The organism is Pseudomonas sp. DC1.2 (assembly GCF_034351645.1).
In the GTDB taxonomy this organism is placed as follows: Bacteria; Pseudomonadota; Gammaproteobacteria; order Pseudomonadales; family Pseudomonadaceae; genus Aquipseudomonas.
Genome location: NZ_CP133782.1, coordinates 1,343,751 through 1,363,404, shown reverse-complemented (window position 1 = coordinate 1,363,404; position 19,654 = coordinate 1,343,751). Strand labels below are relative to the sequence as shown.

General features: G+C 58.0%; 19 protein-coding genes. 14 read left to right on the top strand and 5 right to left on the bottom strand.

What is annotated here, in order from left to right; genetic code table 11:
- Positions 1-15: 15 nt before the first annotated feature.
- The gene (locus tag RHM68_RS06070) at positions 16-1,365 is read right to left on the bottom strand and encodes an MFS transporter (RefSeq protein ID WP_322221008.1); all 1,350 of its coding nucleotides are present in this window, start codon (positions 1,363-1,365) and stop codon (positions 16-18) included.
- Between the two features lie 244 nt (positions 1,366-1,609).
- Between RHM68_RS06070 and RHM68_RS06065 the strand changes: the two genes are divergently transcribed.
- Complete coding sequence (locus tag RHM68_RS06065; protein WP_322221007.1) at positions 1,610-1,975, top strand: YkgJ family cysteine cluster protein; 366 nt, start codon at positions 1,610-1,612, stop codon at positions 1,973-1,975.
- Between the two features lie 161 nt (positions 1,976-2,136).
- Positions 2,137-4,419: a putative bifunctional diguanylate cyclase/phosphodiesterase gene (locus RHM68_RS06060; RefSeq protein ID WP_322221006.1), complete on the top strand. Its 2,283-nt coding sequence runs from the start codon at positions 2,137-2,139 to the stop codon at positions 4,417-4,419.
- A gap of 281 nt (positions 4,420-4,700) precedes the next feature.
- Here the strand turns inward: RHM68_RS06060 and RHM68_RS06055 are convergent, their stop codons facing one another.
- Positions 4,701-5,006 (bottom strand): DUF2288 domain-containing protein, encoded by a 306-nt coding sequence (locus tag RHM68_RS06055; protein ID WP_322221005.1) that lies wholly within the window; start codon positions 5,004-5,006, stop codon positions 4,701-4,703.
- Positions 5,007-5,355: 349 nt separating this feature from the next.
- On the opposite strand from RHM68_RS06055, the gene RHM68_RS06050 reads away from it, so the two are divergent.
- From RHM68_RS06050 to RHM68_RS06010, 9 genes are all read left to right on the top strand, one after another.
- Positions 5,356-6,483 carry a branched-chain amino acid ABC transporter substrate-binding protein gene (locus RHM68_RS06050; RefSeq protein ID WP_322221004.1) on the top strand — a complete coding sequence of 376 codons (1,128 nt, stop codon included), beginning with the start codon at positions 5,356-5,358 and terminating at the stop codon, positions 6,481-6,483.
- 232 nt (positions 6,484-6,715) lie between these two features.
- Complete coding sequence (livH, locus tag RHM68_RS06045) at positions 6,716-7,639, top strand: high-affinity branched-chain amino acid ABC transporter permease LivH (RefSeq protein WP_322221003.1); 924 nt, start codon at positions 6,716-6,718, stop codon at positions 7,637-7,639.
- Positions 7,636-8,892 (top strand): high-affinity branched-chain amino acid ABC transporter permease LivM, encoded by a 1,257-nt coding sequence (locus tag RHM68_RS06040; RefSeq protein WP_322221002.1) that lies wholly within the window; start codon positions 7,636-7,638, stop codon positions 8,890-8,892. Before livH ends, RHM68_RS06040 begins: the two co-directional genes overlap by 4 nt.
- Positions 8,889-9,656 carry a high-affinity branched-chain amino acid ABC transporter ATP-binding protein LivG gene (gene livG, locus RHM68_RS06035; protein ID WP_322221001.1) on the top strand — a complete coding sequence of 256 codons (768 nt, stop codon included), beginning with the start codon at positions 8,889-8,891 and terminating at the stop codon, positions 9,654-9,656. The genes RHM68_RS06040 and livG overlap by 4 nt, the downstream gene beginning before the upstream one ends.
- Positions 9,657-10,358 (top strand): ABC transporter ATP-binding protein, encoded by a 702-nt coding sequence (locus RHM68_RS06030; protein ID WP_322221000.1) that lies wholly within the window; start codon positions 9,657-9,659, stop codon positions 10,356-10,358.
- A 203-nt stretch (positions 10,359-10,561) separates the two neighbouring features.
- The gene (locus tag RHM68_RS06025) at positions 10,562-10,864 is read left to right on the top strand and encodes a DUF2282 domain-containing protein (protein ID WP_322220999.1); all 303 of its coding nucleotides are present in this window, start codon (positions 10,562-10,564) and stop codon (positions 10,862-10,864) included.
- A gap of 25 nt (positions 10,865-10,889) precedes the next feature.
- The gene (locus RHM68_RS06020) at positions 10,890-11,744 is read left to right on the top strand and encodes a DUF692 domain-containing protein (protein ID WP_322220998.1); all 855 of its coding nucleotides are present in this window, start codon (positions 10,890-10,892) and stop codon (positions 11,742-11,744) included.
- Complete coding sequence (locus RHM68_RS06015) at positions 11,741-12,499, top strand: DNA-binding domain-containing protein (RefSeq protein WP_322220997.1); 759 nt, start codon at positions 11,741-11,743, stop codon at positions 12,497-12,499. The genes RHM68_RS06020 and RHM68_RS06015 overlap by 4 nt, the downstream gene beginning before the upstream one ends.
- Positions 12,496-12,975 (top strand): DoxX family protein, encoded by a 480-nt coding sequence (locus RHM68_RS06010; RefSeq protein ID WP_322220996.1) that lies wholly within the window; start codon positions 12,496-12,498, stop codon positions 12,973-12,975. The genes RHM68_RS06015 and RHM68_RS06010 overlap by 4 nt, the downstream gene beginning before the upstream one ends.
- A 38-nt stretch (positions 12,976-13,013) precedes the next feature.
- Here RHM68_RS06010 and RHM68_RS06005 read toward each other — a convergent pair whose 3' ends face one another.
- Entirely contained in the window at positions 13,014-13,928 is a 915-nt protein-coding gene (locus RHM68_RS06005; protein ID WP_322220995.1) for a LysR family transcriptional regulator, read from the bottom strand.
- Positions 13,929-14,033: 105 nt separating this feature from the next.
- On the opposite strand from RHM68_RS06005, the gene RHM68_RS06000 reads away from it, so the two are divergent.
- On the top strand, positions 14,034-14,633 hold the full coding sequence (locus tag RHM68_RS06000; protein WP_322220994.1) for a short chain dehydrogenase: 600 nt from the start codon (positions 14,034-14,036) through the stop codon (positions 14,631-14,633).
- A gap of 11 nt (positions 14,634-14,644) precedes the next feature.
- Here RHM68_RS06000 and RHM68_RS05995 read toward each other — a convergent pair whose 3' ends face one another.
- The gene (locus RHM68_RS05995; RefSeq protein ID WP_322220993.1) at positions 14,645-15,583 is read right to left on the bottom strand and encodes an acyltransferase; all 939 of its coding nucleotides are present in this window, start codon (positions 15,581-15,583) and stop codon (positions 14,645-14,647) included.
- 311 nt (positions 15,584-15,894) lie between these two features.
- Here RHM68_RS05995 and RHM68_RS05990 point away from each other — a divergent pair, with 311 nt between their 5' ends.
- Entirely contained in the window at positions 15,895-16,560 is a 666-nt protein-coding gene (locus RHM68_RS05990; RefSeq protein WP_322220992.1) for a hypothetical protein, read from the top strand.
- A gap of 94 nt (positions 16,561-16,654) precedes the next feature.
- Positions 16,655-18,268 carry an NAD(P)/FAD-dependent oxidoreductase gene (locus tag RHM68_RS05985; RefSeq protein WP_322220991.1) on the top strand — a complete coding sequence of 538 codons (1,614 nt, stop codon included), beginning with the start codon at positions 16,655-16,657 and terminating at the stop codon, positions 18,266-18,268.
- A gap of 100 nt (positions 18,269-18,368) precedes the next feature.
- Here the strand turns inward: RHM68_RS05985 and RHM68_RS05980 are convergent, their stop codons facing one another.
- A complete protein-coding gene (locus tag RHM68_RS05980) occupies positions 18,369-19,463 on the bottom strand; it encodes a PLP-dependent cysteine synthase family protein (protein ID WP_322220990.1) in 1,095 nt (364 codons plus the stop codon).
- Positions 19,464-19,654: the final 191 nt, after the last annotated feature.

The window sequence follows — 19,654 nt, the reverse complement described above, 5'->3', positions numbered from 1 at the left end:
GGTGGGGGACGATCATTACGCCACAACGGCCGGAATCTGCGTGTCGACCACCGCCACTAACCCGTCCTTCATTCGCTTGGCATCGCGCACAAAACACCGCGAAGCCATGAATAAAAACACCAGGGTGAAAAATAGCGCCACCGGGATCAAATACATCGCGTCATGCAGGCCGACAGCCTTGAACGCTTCAGTCATCTGCTCAGCACCCGACGACAGCATGGCCGTGTGGGCGAAGTGATCGGACAAACCGCCCACCACCACCGGCCCTAACCCACCACCCAACAAATACAAACCGGCAAAAAAAAGCGCCATAGCCGTAGCCCGCAGGCGCGGCTCGACCACATCCTGAATTGCCGTGTAGACGCAGGTGTAGAAGTTGTAGGCGAACAGCCAGCCCAGGCTGAACACCGCGACAAACACGCCGATTTCGATTCGCCCGGCGTGCAGCGCCCACGCGGTGCAAACAGTCGAGACGATCAGGCTGAACGCTGCAAACAACAGCCGCCCATTGGCCACTCGTTGATGAATTTTGTCGGCGATCAAGCCGCCCAGGGTTAAACCGAACAACCCGGTCACGCCAACGATCACGCCGGTTGCCACCGCCGCTTCCTGTAGCGGCATCAAAAAATAGCGTTGCAACATCGGCACTAGAAACGAATTGCAGGCATAGGTCGCGAAGTTAAAGCACAACCCCGCCAACACCAGCCAGAGGAAAGTCGGTACGGCCAGGACTCGGCGGATCGGCCGGTCCACACGTTCCTGAGACACCTGCACGCTTTCCGCTGCGCCGCGCTTCGGTTCTTTGATGAAAAACATAAAAATCGCCAGGATCAACCCCGGTATAGCCGCAATAAAAAAAGGGGCACGCCAGCTATCAAAAGCCTTGACCATCGCACCGATGGTAAAAAATGCCAAAAGCAGCCCCAACGGCAGGCCAAGCATGAAGATGCCCATGGCTCGCGCCCGGCGATGTGCTGGAAACAGGTCACCGATCAGCGAGTTGGCCGCTGGCGCGTAACTGGCTTCACCGATACCGACGCCCATGCGCACGATCAAAAAACCCCAGAAGCTGCCCACCAGCCCATTGACCGCGGTCAGCCCGCTCCACACCGCCAATCCCCAGCCCATCAACTTGCTCCGCGAGCCGGTGTCGGCCATGCGTCCCAAGGGTAGGCCGGCAATGGCATAAACAAGGGTGAAGGCCGTCCCGACGATGCCCAGTTGAAAGTCGCTGAGGTGCCATTCCATGCGAATCGGTTCAATGATGATCGCCGGAATAGTGCGATCGAAGAAATTGAACAGGTTGGCCAGGAACAACAGGAACAGAATGCGCCAGGCATTCGCCGCTTGGGTCGAGCTCTGCATGGGTCCGTCTCTTTTATTGTTATGAGGCTGCGCTGCCACCGGAAACTGCAATCTAGTCAGACGCGCCCCACCTGTCTGTGATCATTCGCCGGCCTGATATCAGGCCATTGCAAGCCTGGCAAGCACAGGTTGTCGGGAACGCTCGAAAATACCTCTGTTACCCCCTTCAAAACCCCAAAGCGAAGCCTAGAATAGCGGCCTTGCCTGCCCCTGCTTGCCCCCATTCCTCCTTAGATAATCGCCCATGTCCGAAGCCAGTCCGTGTCTGAATTGCGGTGCCTGCTGTTCTCATTTTCGCGTGTCTTTTTTCTGGGGTGAATGCACCTCGGCCGGAGGGACAGTGCCCGACGAATTGGTCGCCTCGATCAGTCCAAGTCGCGTAGCGATGCTTGGCACCGACTGCAAGCCCACCCGCTGTATCGCTTTGGTGGGCGACGTCGGCAGCACCGTGCAGTGCTCGGTCTACGATCAGCGTTCCAGCACCTGCCGCGAGTTTGATGCGTCCTGGGTCAACGGTGAGGCCAACGTGGATTGCGATGCGGCACGGGCCGCGTTCGGATTGCCAGCACTGCCCCCGCCGTTCGAAACACCGCACGAACGGAGCGCTTAAGGCCTAGCACCAATCGCTATTGAACTGAGGTCGAAATTATTAACGCAGACATGGCCACTAATATGCCACTATCTGCAGCCTTGCTTACATGCTCTCTATAAATCAAAGATCTCGCCTGCATTCAGGCGCAGACCATAATAAATAAGAGACAGGACATCCAGATGACATGGCTTGGTTTGCAATTCATTACCGAGCTACCAAAAAATGGGCAGGTCATTCTCAACTTCACCCATAACCCCTATCTGGTGCTTATAGCCTATATGGTCGTCTGCACAGCTAGCTTCGGCACCCTGGACATCGCCGAGCGAGTCCGCCATGCGGAACACGCTCACTCTCAAATAATTTGGCGTTGGGTCGGTGCAGGGTGCCTGGCGGGCGGTGCCTGGGCTATGCACTTTATCGCCGTGCTGGCGTTTGAAGCGCCGATCGAAATTCACTACCAACTGCACGTGACACTCCTGACCTTGCTGATCGCCCTGATCAATTCATGGCAAGTCATGCGCACCCTCGACCACCCACATCTGAACGTTTGGCAGTATTTAAAAAGCTCAACATTGATTGGTCTGGGCCTTGCTATCACCCATTACGTCGGCATGACTGCCATAAGCTCAAACGCCATCGTCTATTACGAGCCCACCCTGTTCGCACTGTCCGTGCTTTTTGCCATTGCCACCAGCTTCATAGGCTTGGTACTCGCCAGTCATCTGCGTGACGGAAGCGGCGTGTCTCACCAGCTACGAAAGCTTTGTGCCAGCCTGCTGCTCGGCGCCTGCATCATCAGTGTGCATTTCATTGGCATGGCCGCTTTCAACCTGGTTATAAGCGAAAATAGCCATCCCATGCAGGTGGTTGACAACAACCATCTGCAACTGGGCCTGACAGTGGCATTCATAGCCTTGCTGATTATCGGTAGTGCCTTCAGTGCGGCCCTGGCCGACAAGAAATTGCAGCATAAGGAGCATGACTTGCGCCGGTTGAACGCCCTTCTGAGCCAACTGGATCAGGCGCGCATGTCTCTACAGAAAGCGGCTAACCACGACTCTTTGACCAACTTGCTCAACCGCCGCGGTCTCAATCAGACGTTCACCGAAAAACTGATCAAAACCACCGAGGAAGGCGGCATGCTGGCGTTGATCTTCCTCGACATTGACTACTTCAAACGAATCAACGACAGCCTCGGCCATGACGCGGGAGACGAATTACTTAAGGTGATCGCCAATCACATCAAAAGCTCGGTCCGCGACCATGAAGACGTCGTAGCACGCTTCGGCGGCGATGAGTTCTGCATTCTGATCAACCTGCATACTCGCGAAGAAGCCCGACACATGGCGCAGCGCATCATGCTGAAAATGAAAGAACCCGTCGAACTCTCTGGCAGACGCATTGTAATGACCACCAGTATCGGCATCAGCCTGTTTCCAGAGGACGGGGAAACATGTCAAGAGTTACTGAAACACGCCGATCTGGCGCTCTACCAATCCAAAGGAACGGGACGCAACTGCCTGAGTTTTTTCAGTTCCAATCTGATAACCCGCGCCAACCTGGAACTGCAACTGGAAGAAGAACTGCGTCACGCCCTGCGCGAAGAAGTAGGGCTGATGCTCTATTACCAACCGATATACGACCTTAAAATCGGTAAGGTTACCAAGCTTGAAGCGCTGATCCGCTGGCAGCATCCGGTTCACGGTTTACTCACTCCAGAGCGCTTTGTCGCCATCGCCGAGGCTAGTGGTTTGATCGCCGAACTGGACCACTGGGTGTTGGGCAAGGCTTGCGAAGACCTGAGTGAATTGTCCCGACAGGGCGGCGACGAATTGAAAATTGCGGTGAACTGCTCGCCCTTGAACCTGGGGCGCGAAGAACTGCCGAATGAAATCGAACAAGCCCTGAGGATCGCCGGGGTGGCGCCCCAACGCCTGGAACTGGAGGTGACCGAAAACGCACTGATGGGCAACATCAGCAATATCCTGGCGCAGTTGCTACAGATCCGCGCCCTCGGCGTCTCGCTGTCGATTGACGACTTCGGCACTGGCTATTCATCTCTGGCCTACCTCAAGCGTCTGCCACTGAACACGCTGAAGATCGATCGATCATTTATCCAGGACATACCGATGTCGGTTACCGACATGGAAATCGTGCAGGCGATCATCGTCATGGCGCACACCCTGCATTTGCAGGTGGTCACCGAAGGTGTCGAGACGCTTGAGCAATACGAGTTTCTCGAACGCCATGGTTGCGACTTCGTTCAAGGTTACCTACTGAGTCGTCCCGTGCCACTGTCGGAACTAAGACCGGTGCTGAACGAAATCAATCAGCGTAAACACTTACGCAGCGTCAGCCCCCTGAGTCCGGCTAGCGTGACAACGGGGCTGACGTCAGCGGATGCTTACCCCAAAAGCCCTGCGCTCCATGCGGACGCCTCCGTTTTGCGCCCCATCCGCTGATCGTGTGCAGAACATCGTCCACGGGCACAAACCTGCGCCGGTGCGCGATGATGCAGAGGGGGAAACGGGCTTGCCCGCGATGGCAGCCGCCGACTCGCCGCGATTTACAACATCCAGAAACAATTAAGCAGCCCGTAAGCCACTCACAAAACTGTTCCCATTACGCGCGCGTCACCCTGCCCACGGCCCTTCTGTAGCCTTTCTCCACGGCAACATGCCATCACGCTACTCACCTACACACTTTTGTCCGACAACGTTGCGCACCAAATTAGCGCTCCGCCTCAGGCCGCCGCCCTTTCCTGGATCAGAATCCACGGCGAAACGACCACTGCCCAGAGCGGCGGATCGCGCTCGAAAAGATCCAGCGCCCGCGTTTCAGAGAGCTTGGCGAGTTTATCAGCGGCCAGCCAGGTGGCGACTTTCTCGCCCTCATCCTCGGCCACTGCCTCGGCGGCAGCGATCAAATCCAGAGCAGGGTCGACCCACAATAGGGCACCCTTGGCAAAGAACGGTTCCAGCTCCTTCCAGGTAATAGATGCAGTCTCACCAAGCAGCTTGGCATAGAGGGTGCTAGGTTCTTGAGTCATGGGTCCTGTCCGGAAAAGAAATCGACGTGAATCATAACGTCGGTGGTTCGGCAGAAAAACCCGGTTGTCATTGAGTGACTGATCGAAAAAAGCAGGAAAGCCATGGAATGCAGCTGAATCAAGCAATTAGCCAGCTAACAGCCCGCCGCAATTCTGTCTTTTTCTTTCAATAAAGCGACACCCTATGGTTTTGCCCCCTGGCGCCAGCTTCCCAGGCCAACAATTGGCGCTCTACACTGTACCGGTACAGTTGCCGGGGGCATTGGCGTAAGGTATCGACGATATTTGACCCGGTTCTGCTGCCAAGGCACTGGAACTATAAAAACTACAACAGTAAGAGTGGAGCACTATGACTAAGGCTACTAAGCAGATTTCCAAACTGTTTGCCGCTATGGTTCTGGCCGGGGTTGCCAGCCATTCGTTCGCAGCTGACACCATCAAAATCGGTATCGCCGGCCCTAAAACCGGTCCTGTAGCCCAATACGGCGACATGCAGTTCAGTGGCGCCAAAATGGCCATCGAACAAATCAACGCCAAGGGCGGCGTCGACGGCAAGAAACTCGAAGCCGTTGAATACGACGATGCCTGTGATCCAAAACAAGCGGTCGCGGTCGCGAACAAGGTCGTCAACGACGGCGTCAAGTTCGTGGTCGGTCACCTGTGCTCCAGCTCCACTCAGCCTGCTGCCGACGTTTACGAAGACGAAGGCGTGATCATGATCACCCCGGCAGCCACCAGCCCGGAAATCACTTCCAAGGGCTACAAAATGGTGTTCCGTACTATCGGTCTCGACAGCGCCCAAGGCCCTGCCGCCGGTAACTACATCGCCGACCACGTAAAACCGAAAATCGTTGCTGTTCTGCATGACAAACAGCAATACGGCGAAGGCATTGCTACCGCCGTTAAAAAGACCCTGGAAAGCAAAGGCGTGAAGGTTGCCGTGTTCGAAGGCATCAACGCCGGCGACAAAGACTTCTCCTCGATGATCTCCAAGCTCAAGCAAGCCAACGTCGACTTCGTTTACTACGGCGGCTACCACCCGGAACTGGGCCTGATCCTGCGTCAAGCGCAAGAAAAAGGTCTGAAAGCCAAGTTCATGGGCCCGGAAGGCGTGGGTAACGACTCGATTTCGCAGATTGCCAAGGAAGCTTCCGAAGGTCTGCTGGTCACCCTGCCGAAATCTTTCGACCAGGATCCAGCCAACATCGCGCTGACCAAAGCCTTCACCGACAAGAAAGAAGATCCGAGCGGTCCGTTCGTGTTCCCTTCCTACTCGGCTGTTGAAGTCATCGCCGCGGGTATCACTGCCGCCAAGAGCGAAGACACTGCCAAAGTGGCTGCAGCCATCCACGCAGGTACTTTCAAGACCCCGACCGGCGACCTGAGCTTCGACGCCAAAGGCGACCTGAAGGACTTCAAATTTGTGGTTTACGAGTGGCACTTCGGCAAACCTAAAACTGAAGCTTCGCCTCAGTAAGGCCCAGCCTGACTGACTGCCAATAAAGCCCACGGCGTGCCGTGGGTTTTGTTTTACGAACGTATAGGGCCGCGCTTGCGTGATCCGCAAGTCTCCCCACCTGAAAATCTCAAAACCGTCATCAGCGGTTCGCTGGCAAACCTCGAATTCGAAGTGGAGGCATATCCATGGGACTCGAGCGGGAAAATGACTCCACCAGTGAAATGCGTATCAGGTTTTTAGGAGCGCAGTAATGCCTGACATTTATCACTTCTTCCAGCAGCTGGTTAACGGCCTGACCGTTGGCAGCACGTATGCCCTGATCGCCATCGGCTATACGATGGTTTACGGCATCATTGGAATGATCAACTTCGCCCACGGCGAGGTGTACATGATCGGTTCCTACGTGGCGTTCATCGCCATCGCCGGGCTGAGCATGATGGGACTCGACAGCGTCCCGCTCTTGATGACCGCTGGCTTTATCGCGAGCATCGTCGTTTGCAGTGCCTACGGTTACAGCATCGAACGCGTCGCCTACCGACCGTTACGCGGCAGCAACCGCCTGATCCCGCTGATCTCCGCTATCGGCATGTCGATTTTCTTGCAGAACACCGTTCTGCTCGCGCAAGACTCCAAGGACAAATCCATCCCCAACCTGATTCCCGGCAACCTGTCTTTCGGGCCAGGGGGCGCACATGAAGTGCTGATTTCGTACATGCAAATCGTGGTCTTTGTGGTGACCTTGATCGCCATGCTCGGCCTGACCCTGTTCATCTCCCGCTCTCGCCTGGGTCGTGCCTGCCGCGCGTGTGCCGAAGACATCAAGATGGCCAACCTGCTGGGTATCAACACCAACAACATCATCGCCCTGACCTTCGTCATCGGTGCAGCGCTGGCCGCGGTCGCTGCCGTATTGCTGAGCATGCAATACGGTGTGATCAATCCGAACGCCGGTTTCCTTGTCGGCCTGAAAGCCTTCACCGCTGCGGTGCTGGGCGGTATCGGCAGCATCCCCGGCGCCATGCTCGGCGGGCTGGTGCTGGGTGTGGCGGAAGCCTTTGGTGCCGACATTTTCGGCGACCAGTACAAGGACGTCGTGGCTTTCGGCTTGCTGGTTCTGGTACTGCTGTTCCGGCCGACCGGCATTCTGGGCCGTCCGGAGGTTGAAAAAGTATGATGCGCAATCTTAAATCGGCACTCTTCAGCGCCCTGCTGGTATGGGCTGTTGCCTACCCGGTGTTGGGTCTGAAACTGACCATCGTAGGCATCAACCTGGAAGTCCACAACACCACCCCCACCACATTGGCGATCATCGCGATCAGCTCGGTACTGATGTTCCTGCGGGTGCTGTTCAACCACCAGATCAGCGCGGCGTGGAAATCATCGCCAAGCCTGCCGTTGATCCCGGCCAAGGCCAGCAACTTCCTAACCCTGCCAACCACCCAGCGTTGGGTCATCATCGCGTTGATCATCGGTGCGTTGGTCTGGCCGTTCTTCGGCTCACGCGGCGCGGTGGACATCGCAACCCTGATCCTGATCTACGTGATGCTCGGCCTCGGGCTGAACATCGTGGTGGGTCTGGCCGGGTTGCTTGACCTGGGTTACGTCGGTTTCTACGCCGTCGGCGCCTACAGCTATGCGCTGCTGTCGCACTACCTGGGTTGGAGTTTCTGGGTTTGCCTGCCGATTGCCGGATTGACGGCGGCCAGCTTTGGCTTCCTGCTCGGCTTCCCGGTGCTGCGCCTGCGTGGCGACTACCTCGCAATCGTGACCCTGGGCTTCGGTGAAATCATCCGTCTGTTCCTGCGTAACCTGACCGACATCACCGGGGGTCCGAACGGCATCAGCAGCATTCCAAAACCAACGTTTTTCGGACTGAGCTTCGATAAAACCGCGGCCGAGGGCCTGCAGACCTTTCATGAATACTTCGGTTTTGCCTACAACCCGATCAACAAGGTAATTTTCCTGTACCTGGTTGCGTTGGTACTGGCATTGGCCGCGCTTTTCGTGATCAACCGCTTACTGCGCATGCCCATCGGCCGCGCGTGGGAAGCCCTGCGTGAAGATGAAATCGCCTGCCGTGCGCTGGGGCTCAACCCTACCGTCATCAAGCTGTCGGCCTTCACCCTGGGCGCCAGCTTCGCCGGTTTTGCCGGCAGCTTCTTCGCCGCTCGCCAGGGCCTGGTGACGCCGGAATCGTTCACGTTCATCGAGTCCGCGATCATCCTCGCCATCGTGGTACTGGGCGGGATGGGCTCGCAACTGGGGGTCATTCTGGCCGCCATCGTGATGATCCTGTTGCCGGAAATGATGCGTGAGTTCAGCGAATACCGCATGTTGATGTTCGGCGCCATGATGGTGCTGATGATGATCTGGCGCCCTCAGGGCCTGCTGCCCATGCAACGTCCTCACATGGAGCTGCGCAAATGAGCCGCGAGATCCTTAAAGTCGAAAACTTGAGCATGCGCTTCGGCGGCTTGCTGGCGGTCAACGGCGTCGCCCTGACCGTGAAAGAAAAACAGGTCGTGGCGCTGATCGGGCCGAACGGCGCGGGTAAAACCACGGTGTTTAACTGCCTGACCGGTTTCTACAAACCGAGCGGCGGCAGCATCCTGCTGGACGGCGAGCCGATTCAAGGCCTCGCCGGCCATCTGATCGCTCGCAAAGGCGTGGTCCGCACGTTCCAGAACGTGCGGCTGTTCAAGGACATGACGGCGGTCGAGAACCTCTTGATCGCCCAGCACCGCCACCTCAACACTAACTTTCTGGCAGGCCTGTTCAAGACGCCCTCGTTTCGTAAAAGCGAGCGCGACGCGATGGAGTTCGCCGAATTCTGGCTGGACAAGGTCAACCTCAAGGAATTTGCCAACCGTCCGGCAGGCACCCTGGCCTACGGTCAGCAGCGTCGCCTGGAAATTGCCCGCTGCATGATGACCCGCCCGCGGATCCTCATGCTCGACGAACCAGCTGCCGGCCTGAACCCGAAGGAAACCGAGGACCTCAAGGCGCTGATCAGCATGCTGCGTGAAGAGCACAACGTCACCGTGCTGCTGATCGAACACGACATGAAACTGGTCATGAGCATTTCCGACCACATCGTCGTGATCAACCAGGGCACGCCCTTGGCCGACGGCACACCGGAACAGATCCGCGACAATCCTGAAGTGATCAAAGCATACCTGGGGGAAGCGTAAATGCTGCAATTCGAAAACGTTTCCACCTTCTACGGCAAGATCCAGGCTCTGCACAGCGTCAACGTGGAAATCCGTCAGGGCGAAATCGTCACGCTGATCGGTGCCAACGGCGCCGGCAAATCGACCCTGCTGATGACCCTCTGCGGTTCGCCGCAAGCGCACAGCGGCAGCGTGCGCTACATGGGCGAAGAACTTGTGGGCTTGAGTTCGGCGCAGATCATGCGCAAGAGCATCGCCGTAGTGCCGGAAGGTCGTCGGGTATTTTCCCGTCTGACCGTAGAAGAAAACCTCGCCATGGGCGGTTTTTTTACCGACAAAGGCGATTATGAGGAACAGATGGACAAGGTTTTGGGACTGTTCCCACGCCTGAAAGAACGCTTCAGCCAGCGCGGCGGCACCATGTCCGGCGGCGAACAGCAAATGCTCGCCATCGGCCGTGCGCTGATGAGCAAACCCAAGCTGCTGCTGCTCGACGAGCCTTCGCTGGGTTTAGCACCGATCATCATCCAGCAGATCTTCGACATCATCGAACAACTGCGTAAGGACGGTGTGACCGTGTTTTTGGTGGAGCAGAACGCCAACCAGGCGTTGAAAATCGCGGACCGTGCCTACGTGCTCGAAAACGGCCGGGTGGTGATGCAAGGCACCGGTGAAGCGCTGCTGACCGATCCGAAAGTGCGCGAAGCGTACCTCGGCGGTTAAACCTGTGCGATAAACAAAAACGGCCTTCGGGCCGTTTTTTTATGCCCCTCTATTCCCCTTCTGAAGATCCCCTGCGCGAAAAAATTTCAGGATTCTCTAAAAAAGTTTTGTCATCGCTGTAACGCATCGCTTTGCCATTCCTCTAGAGGGGTAAGCAAGCAAACGTGCTTCCTTACCCAAACAAAAAACTCTGGAGAAACATCATGTCTGCTACCTCCCGCACACTGTCCGCCACCGCCCTGGTTCTGGCCCTCGGTTCTGCCCTGAGCATGGCCGCGGTGTCCACCGTTCACGCCGCCGACGATATGGAAAAATGCTTCGGCGTCGCCATGAAAGGTCAAAACGATTGTGCCGCAGGCGCTGGGACCACTTGCGCTGGCACCGCGAAAACCGACTTCCAGCCTGACGCCTGGAAACTGGTGCCCAAAGGCACCTGCGCCACCACGATGAGCAAGACCTCGCCGACCGGTTTCGGTCAAATGGAAGCCTTCAAAACCAAGTCTTGAATTGAACCCAGCCTGAGTATCGATCATGAACAATCTATCGTTCGGGCTCCCGCCCCGTGCCGGGCTGGGCCTCAAGACCGAGCATTTTCGTGACGTGCTCGGGTCACAACCGGACATTGGCTTCTTTGAAGTCCACGCCGAAAACTACATGGTGGCCGGCGGTCCGTTTCATCATTACCTGGGGTTGATCCGCGAGCAGTACCCGCTATCACTACACGGTGTTGGCCTGTCTATCGGTGCTGAAGGGCCGCTGGATAAACAGCACCTGCAACGGCTCGCCACGCTGATCGAGCGTTATCAACCACAAGCCTTTTCAGAACACCTGGCCTGGTCCAGCCACGGCACGGTGTTTCTCAATGATTTGCTGCCCCTGGCCTACGACGGTGCAACGCTGCGCCGCGTCTGCGAGCACATCGATCAAGTGCAAACCGCCCTCAAGCGTCCGATGTTGTTGGAAAACCCGGCGACTTACCTGGCGTTCCAGCACTCAACGATTGATGAGGCACTGTTCATCAGCGAGATCGTTCGGCGCACCGGGTGCGGGCTGTTACTGGACGTGAACAACGCCTATGTCTCCAGCATCAACCACAACGCTGATCCCTTGGCCTACATCGATAGCCTGCCGTTGTACGCGGTCGGAGAGATTCATCTGGCAGGATTTGCCGAAGACACCGACAGCCTCGGCGACCGCTTGCTGATTGACGATCACGGGGCGCCTATCGATAACGCCGTGTGGGCCCTCTACCTGCGGGTGCTGGAGCGTATCGGCCCAGTCGCCACCCTAATTGAGCGTGACAATCAACTGCCGGCGTTCAGCCTGCTGCACGCCGAGGTGCAGCAGGCCGATGAGCTGCTGGCGTGCGCCGAGGTCTGTTCATGAGCACTCAAGCCGATTTCGCCGCGGCCCTGCTCGACCCGCACCGGCTATGCCCCAAGGGTTTGGTCAGTGCCAATGGCGCCGATCCGGCCAGCCGCTTTGCGGTGTATCGCAACAATGTGCAGCGTTCACTGAGCAATGCCCTGGCCGCCAGTTACCCGGTGGTATTGCAACTGGTGGGCGATGAGTTCTTTCGGGCCATGGCGGCTGTTTACACACAGCATTGCCCGCCCCAAAGCCCGTTGATCAACGACTTCGGCGATACGTTCGCTGCATTCGTCGAAAGCTTCGAACCGGCTGCCAGCGTGCCGTATCTGGCGGATGTCGCTCGTCTGGAGCGTTTGCGGGTGCGGGCCTATCACGCGGCCGATGCGCAGCCGCTCGGACAGGAGCAGATCGCGGCGGTGCTGTCAGACCCACCCGCACTGAATGAACTGAGCGTCGCGCTCCATCCTTCGTTGAGTGTGTTGAATTCAGCGTTTGCTGTGGTCGCGATTTGGGCCGCTCACCAGCGCGACGCGACGCCGGCGGGGATCGACCCGCACCTGGGGCAAAGTGCCTTGGTGATACGCAACGGCCTGGACGTCGAAGTCTTTGCCATCACCTATGGCGCCAGCACCTTCATTCAGCACCTGCAAAACGGAGAAAACCTGAGCGATGCGCTGCAAGCGTCGCCCGACTTTGACCTCAGCCCAACCCTGGCGCTGCTGATCCGGCGCAACGCCATTACGCACCTACACCAAAAGGTCTTGCCATGAACAACCCAATCGACCGCGCCATCACGCTGTTGAACCACATCCCCCAGAGTTTGATTGCCTTCCTTGCGCGCTTCTCTATCGCCGCGGTGTTCTGGAAGTCCGGACAAACCAAAGTCGACGGCCTGGCCATCGACTTGATCGACGGTACGTTCCAATTCGGACTGCCACGCCTGGCCGACTCGACTATTTCGCTGTTCAAGAGCGAATACCACGTACCGCTGCTGTCGCCGGAAATTGCCGCCCACATGGCCGCGTTCGCCGAGCACTTCTTCCCGGTGTTGATCCTGATCGGCTTCGCCACCCGCTTTTCAGCGATGGCGTTGCTGGGCATGACCCTGACTATTCAATTGTTCGTCTACCCCGACGCCTACCCGACTCACGGCACCTGGGCGGCAGTGCTGCTGTACTTGATGGCCACCGGGCCAGGCAAGTTATCCATCGACCACCTGATTGCGCGGCATGACGTCCACGCCTGACATTGCACTGTAACTACGGGGCCTGCCTGGCCTCGGTGTCATCGCTGAAGCCTGTCCAACGCTTCTGCGCTGCGTTTGAACCAGCCGATCAAGTAGTCCGCCAGCACTTGGGTACGCTTGGGTAGCCCGCCTTGGTACGGATGAACCAGGTACATCGGCATGCTCCGAGTCTGATAATCGCGCAGGAGCCAGCGTAATTGCCCGTCAGCCAATTCCGTTTGCAGCAAGTAGGACGGCAGACGCGCAATACCCGCACCCGCCAATGACGCTTTCTTCAACAGGCTGTAATGGTTGCTGGCGAAAGGGCCCGACACCCTCACCCGCAGCAATTCATGTTGCTGGTGATAGAGCCATTCTTCACGACCGCTGTAATGGCTGTTAAGCAAACAGCGGTGCTCGGCCAGAGCCTGTGGCGTCAGCGGCTCACCGTACTGCTCAAGATAGGCCGGGCTGGCGCAGGTCATTTCATGCCAGGCCAATAGCGGCCGTGCCACCAGTCGCTGATCATTGGCCACCTCGGAACGAACCGCCAGGTCAAAGCCATCACGGGACAAGTCGCGATAGCTGTTGCTAAGGTCCAACTCGATTTGCACTTGCGGATACTGCTGGGAAAACTCCAGCAGCAACCCATCGAAGAAGGTTTCCCCCAGCGACACTGGAACCGTCATACGCACCGGACCGGCGATGTCGTCCTTTAATCGCGCCAATGCCTGACGCGCTCGCTCCACCTGGACCACCAGCGCCTGAGCCTGTGGCAACAACGCAGCACCCGCCGCTGTCAAGCTCAGACGGCGGGTGGTGCGTTGCAGCAAGACCACGCCAAACCGTGACTCCAACAAACTGATGCGCTTGGACAACTGGCCCTTGCTGCACCCCAGTTGCTGGGCGGCCAGGGTAAAACTGCCGGCGTCAATCAACACCGCGAACGCCGCCAGATCATCCATTTCGCTCATGGATTGTTTCCATTTGAAAACCAAAGGTTGCCTATTAGCGTGCTTATCACGCAAAAAAACCACTCTAGACTGAAGCCTCGCTCAACCACCTCGAGGAACAGCACGATGAAAATTCTTTTGATAGGCGCAAGCGGCACCATTGGTTCGGCGGTAGAGAAGGAACTGGCACAACGTCACGAAGTGATCCGCATTGGCCGCAACAGCGGCGATTTCAAGGTTGATATCAGCGACAGTGCGTCGATCCGCACTCTGTTCGAGCAAACCGGCCGGTTCGATGCATTGGTGTGTGCGGCAGGCAACGTGACCTTCGCGCCATTGGCTGAAATGACGCAAGACAGCTTCGCTTTGGGCCTGAAAGACAAACTGATGGGCCAGGTCAACCTGCTGCTGATCGGCCGTGAATTCGCCAACGACGGCGCCTCGTTCACCTTCACCACAGGTGTTTTGAGCCACGATCCGATTCGCAGCGGGGCTTCGGCGGCGTTGGTCAATGGTGCGCTGGACAGTTTCGTCCGCGCCGCCGCCATCGAACTGCCGCGCGGTCTGCGAGTGAACTCGATCAGCCCGACCGTGCTGCTCGAAGCCATGGATAGCTACGCACCCTACTTTCGCGGCTACAAACCGGTTCCGGCGGCCGAGGTGGCATTGGCCTACGCCAAAAGCGTGGAAGGCTTACAAACCGGCCAGACGTTTCACGTTGGCTGATTGCATAGGCCTCAAAGCCCTGAGCGCTCGATGACATCGCCCGCCGCACACTGGCGCAGCGGCTGACGCAGCCAACGTTGCAGCGGTCGCTCGAACCCGCGATGGCACACCAGACTGGCCGTGATCAGCACGGCAAAAAACAGCAGCAACGTCCATGGCTGATAGAACACGCTGCGCCCAGGAAAAAATTTATCGGCTAGCAGCGCAGCGACGATTTGCAACGGAAAATGCAGCAAATACGAGGCGTAGCTGATGTCGCCCAGCCAAGCCAGGCGCCGGGCCAAAGGCTCGAGCAATCGATGACACGCCGCAATGGCCATGATCGTCAGCGGAAACAGCAGCGCGAACTTGGTCAATGGCTGATCGGTGTCGAGCAGCCACCATGCCGCCGCACATCCAATCACCAGCCCACCACCCACCCAGCGTGCAGACCCGCGTTGCGACAGCCAAGTGACCACCCGATAGGCTAGTCCTCCGCAGAAAAAACTGAACACGCCCAAAGTGATTTTGTACTGACCGGGAAACAGGTAAACGGCCACACCGACCAACATGACGCTGAACAGGACAGGAAAAGACGTGTAGCGCCATAACAGGAAAAACAGCGCGTAGAGCAGCACTTCAACAGAAACCGACCAGGCCGGCGCGTTGAACGACCAGCCCTGCTCCAGCCCCCAAGCCGGGGCCAGAAAGAGGTTCAACACGGCGTGATAGAGATCGTTGAACGGATACACAAAAGCGTTACCCGTGTGTCGCGTGTAAATCATCTGTAGCAGCGCAACTCCCGCAAAGGTGGCCAGGTGCAGCGGGTAGACGCGGCTGAACCGGTCAATGAAAAACTGCTTGGCCGTCAGCTCCTGCCGCGCCACCGCCTGAGCGAATAACCAGAAAAAAATGAATCCCGACAGACTGAAAAACAGCGCGACCGCATCGCCACCGTGGCGATAGAACAACGAGAACATCCCTTACAAGGGTTGCTGTTCGATGTGCAGCGGCCCCGTTAGCGCCCCTTGAAAAAAGAAGTGCTGCCAATGCCAAAAAACGACGGCCAGGGCCGCCATCCCGCGCAGTGCATCCAGTGCATAAAGTCGTTTGGGGAAAACAGGCACGTGTTGATGCATGCCGATGAGGCCCGATGCGAAACAGGTAAGCACTATGCTGTGGCGCCCCGACCAACTCAATCCCTTCAAGCATCTCGGCACACAAGCCTTGTGGTCGCAGGCGTGCCTGAGTAACGTGGCGGCTCTTGTCTGGAGAGCCAAAGATGCGTGTTGCCCGTTCCTTGATCGTTATTGCCCTGCTTCCACTGTTCGCCGCCTGTCAGTTGCTCGACGGCCCGCGTCAGAGCGCCTCCCACGTCGGCCAGACCCGCATGCAGGGGCAGCTGATGGCGGTTGGCGGCAAATTGCAATTCCAGCCCTGCAATGAGCAGCGCAACTACGCGGTCAACGACACCGGCGGCACCAGCGTTTTGCAAGAGTTCGCGCACCTGGCCGATCAGCAAGGTAAGTTGTTCGCTGACGTGCGTGGCCGCATCGTTACCAGCGGCGCTGACAGCCGCCTTGACCTTGAGCAGTTGTACCGCGTCGAACGCTCGAACACAGCGTGTGACGATCCCAATTTCAAACGGCTGATCCTGCGGGCCAGCGGTCATGGACCGGAGTGGAACGTCAAGGTCAGCGGCAAGGGCATGGTCATCGATCAAGCCGGTCAACCCGCCTTGGCGGTGCCCTATGTTGAAGAACAGCTGGGGGATGGCCGCTTCAATCTCAGCAGTGAAGCCAATGGCAAGCACATCGAACTCTGGGTCGCGCCGCAACGCTGCGTTGACAGCAGCACCGGCAGCGTCCAGCACATGAGCGCCGAACTGCGCATTGACGGTCAGGTACAGCGCGGCTGCGGGTATTTCGGCGGCGGACGTAACGACTGATCGTTTTTGCCTCACGGGACCGGCTTTTGGGGCTTATAATCGCGCCCTTCAAACGCCTTGGCGCAGTTGTGCGCCCCGCGAACCGGATCCCGTCATGTTACGAATCACTGAACTCAAGCTGCCGATCGACCATCCCGAAGAAGACCTGCGCCCTGCCATCGTGCAGCGCCTGGGCATCGACAGCGATGACCTGCTCGATTTCACCTTGTTCAAGCGCAGTTACGACGCACGCAAAAAATCTTCCGAGTTGTGCTTCATCTACACCATCGACCTCACCGTCAAGGATGAGGCGACGGTGCTGCACACGTTCGCCGATGACCGTAACGTCAACCCCGCGCCAGATGTCAGCTACAAAGTGGTCGGCCAGGCGCCAGCGGACCTGAAGCAACGTCCCGTCGTGGTCGGTTTCGGCCCGTGCGGGATCTTCGCCGGGCTGTTGTTGGCGCAAATGGGCTTCAAGCCAATCATCCTCGAACGCGGCACCGAAGTGCGCCAGCGCACCAAGGACACCTGGGGCCTGTGGCGCAAAGGCGTGCTCAACCCGGAATCGAACGTGCAGTTCGGTGAGGGCGGTGCGGGAACGTTCTCCGATGGCAAGCTCTACAGCCAGATAAAAGACCCGAAGTTCATCGGTCGCAAAGTCCTGCATGAGTTCGTCAAAGCAGGCGCGCCGGACGAAATCCTCTACGTCAGCAAACCGCACATTGGTACGTTTCGTCTGACGGGCGTTGTGGAAAACATGCGTGAGCAAATTCGCGCCCTGGGCGGCGAAGTGCGCTTTCAACAACGGGTCACCGACGTCTTGATCGAGGACAACCAATTGGTCGGGGTCGAACTCGATGGCGGTGAGCAGATTCATTCCCGACACGTGATTCTTGCCCTCGGCCACAGTGCCAGGGACACCTTCCGCATGCTCCATGGCCGCGGCGTGTTCATGGAAGCCAAGCCGTTTTCGGTGGGTTTTCGCATCGAACATCCGCAGTCGCTGATCGACCGTGCGCGTTTGGGCAAATACGCGGGCCACCCGAAACTCGGTGCCGCCGACTATAAATTGGTCCACCACGCCACAAATGGCCGTTCGGTCTACAGCTTCTGCATGTGCCCCGGCGGCACCGTGGTGGCGGCAACGTCCGAACCGAATCGAGTCGTCACCAACGGCATGAGCCAGTATTCGCGTAACGAGCGCAACGCCAACTCCGGGATCGTCGTCGGCATTACGCCTGAAGTCGATTACCCTGGCGGACCGCTGGCCGGCATCGAGCTGCAGGAGCGCCTGGAATCCCTCGCGTTCGTACTCGGCGGCAGCAACTATGAGGCCCCCGCGCAGTTAGTCGGCGACTTTATTGCGGGCAAACCGTCTACTGCACTGGGCAGCGTTGAACCGTCCTACAAACCAGGCGTTGCCTTGGGTGATTTGGCCCTGGCATTGCCAGACTTCGCCATCGAAGCCATTCGCGAAGCCTTGCCGGCGTTCGAGAAGCAGATCCGTGGTTATTCGCTGCATGACGCGGTATTGACCGGGATCGAGACCCGCACCTCGTCGCCACTGCGTATTACGCGTAACGAATCGATGCAGTGCATGAACGTCAAAGGCTTGTTCCCGGCCGGTGAAGGTGCGGGTTATGCCGGCGGTATTCTGTCCGCGGGTGTCGACGGCATCCGGATTGCCGAAGCGGTTGCCCGCGACATCCTCGGCCTGGAGGCCTGACGCCAATCCCCTGCGGGAACGCGTTTGCTCGCGAAAGCGGTAGAGCAATTGAATGCAAATCCGCCATCGCGAGCACGCTCCACAGCGGCTCTTCGGTGTATCAGACGTTGGCGCGCAGGACGGTGGCTGGAAGCGCTGCGCCGCGCTCCACACTCGCCGCCACAGCATCGATCAAACCACTCAATTCATACCCTTGGGCCGTGAGCCACTCCTGATCGTAGTAGGTGGTGGCATAACGCTCGCCGCCATCACACAAAATCGCCACGATCGACCCCGACTCCCCTGCGGCCACCATCTGCTGAGCCGCCATCAAGGCGCCAATCAGGTTGGTCCCGCTCGACCCGCCAACCCGCCGACCCAATCGCTGCGCCAGGTAATGCATAGCCGCCAGGGACAAAGCGTCCGGCACTTTGACCATCGCATCGATCACCTTGGGCAGGAACGACGCTTCGACACGTGGCCGGCCAATGCCTTCAATGCGCGAACCGCAATCGAGTCGCAAGCTGGCGTCACCCGTCTGGTAGTACTCGAAAAACACCGAACGCTCGGCATCGGCGCACAACACGCGGGTGCAATGCTGGCGATAACGCACGTAACGGCCCAGGGTCGCGGTGGTGCCACCCGTGCCGGGACTGGAAATCAGCCAGCTCGGCTCAGGGTGTCGCTCAAAACGCATCTGCTGGAAGATCGACTCGGCGATGTTGTTGTTCGCCCGCCAGTCAGTCGCGCGCTCGGCATAGGTGAACTGATCGATGAAATGCCCATCGTGTTCACGGGCCAGGCGCTCGGATTCGGCGTAGATCTGCGTGGGATCGTCCACCAGATGACTCTTGCCACCGTAGAAGGCGATCTGCGCGATTTTTTCCTTGGAGGTGGTCGCAGGCATCACCGCAATAAACGGTAGACCCAGCAAACCTGCGAAGTAGGCCTCGGAAATTGCCGTCGAACCGCTGGACGCCTCGATCACCGGTGCGCCGGGTTTGAGCCAGCCATTACACAGCGCATAGAGGAACAACGAGCGGGCCAACCGATGTTTCAGGCTGCCGGTGGGGTGGCTGGACTCATCCTTGAAATACAACTCGATACCCGGCAACCCTGGCAGCGGCAGCGGAATCAGGTGGGTATCTGCGCTACGCTGGAAGTCGGCTTCGATGATCCGAATGGCTTCACGGGCCCACTGTCGGTTGTCGCTCATGGTGGTTATCTCGTTGAATCAGGCAAGAGTCGGCCTTGTTTAAAGGCTCAGCCCACAAGCTTAGGAAAAAACCTGGATCGCGCACAGGTACAGCTGACGTCAAATACGCCCGTCAACTGCTAGGCTCATAGCTGGCGGGCGAATTACAGCCATCCACCTTGTAACGGCATATAACAAAAAAGAATATAACT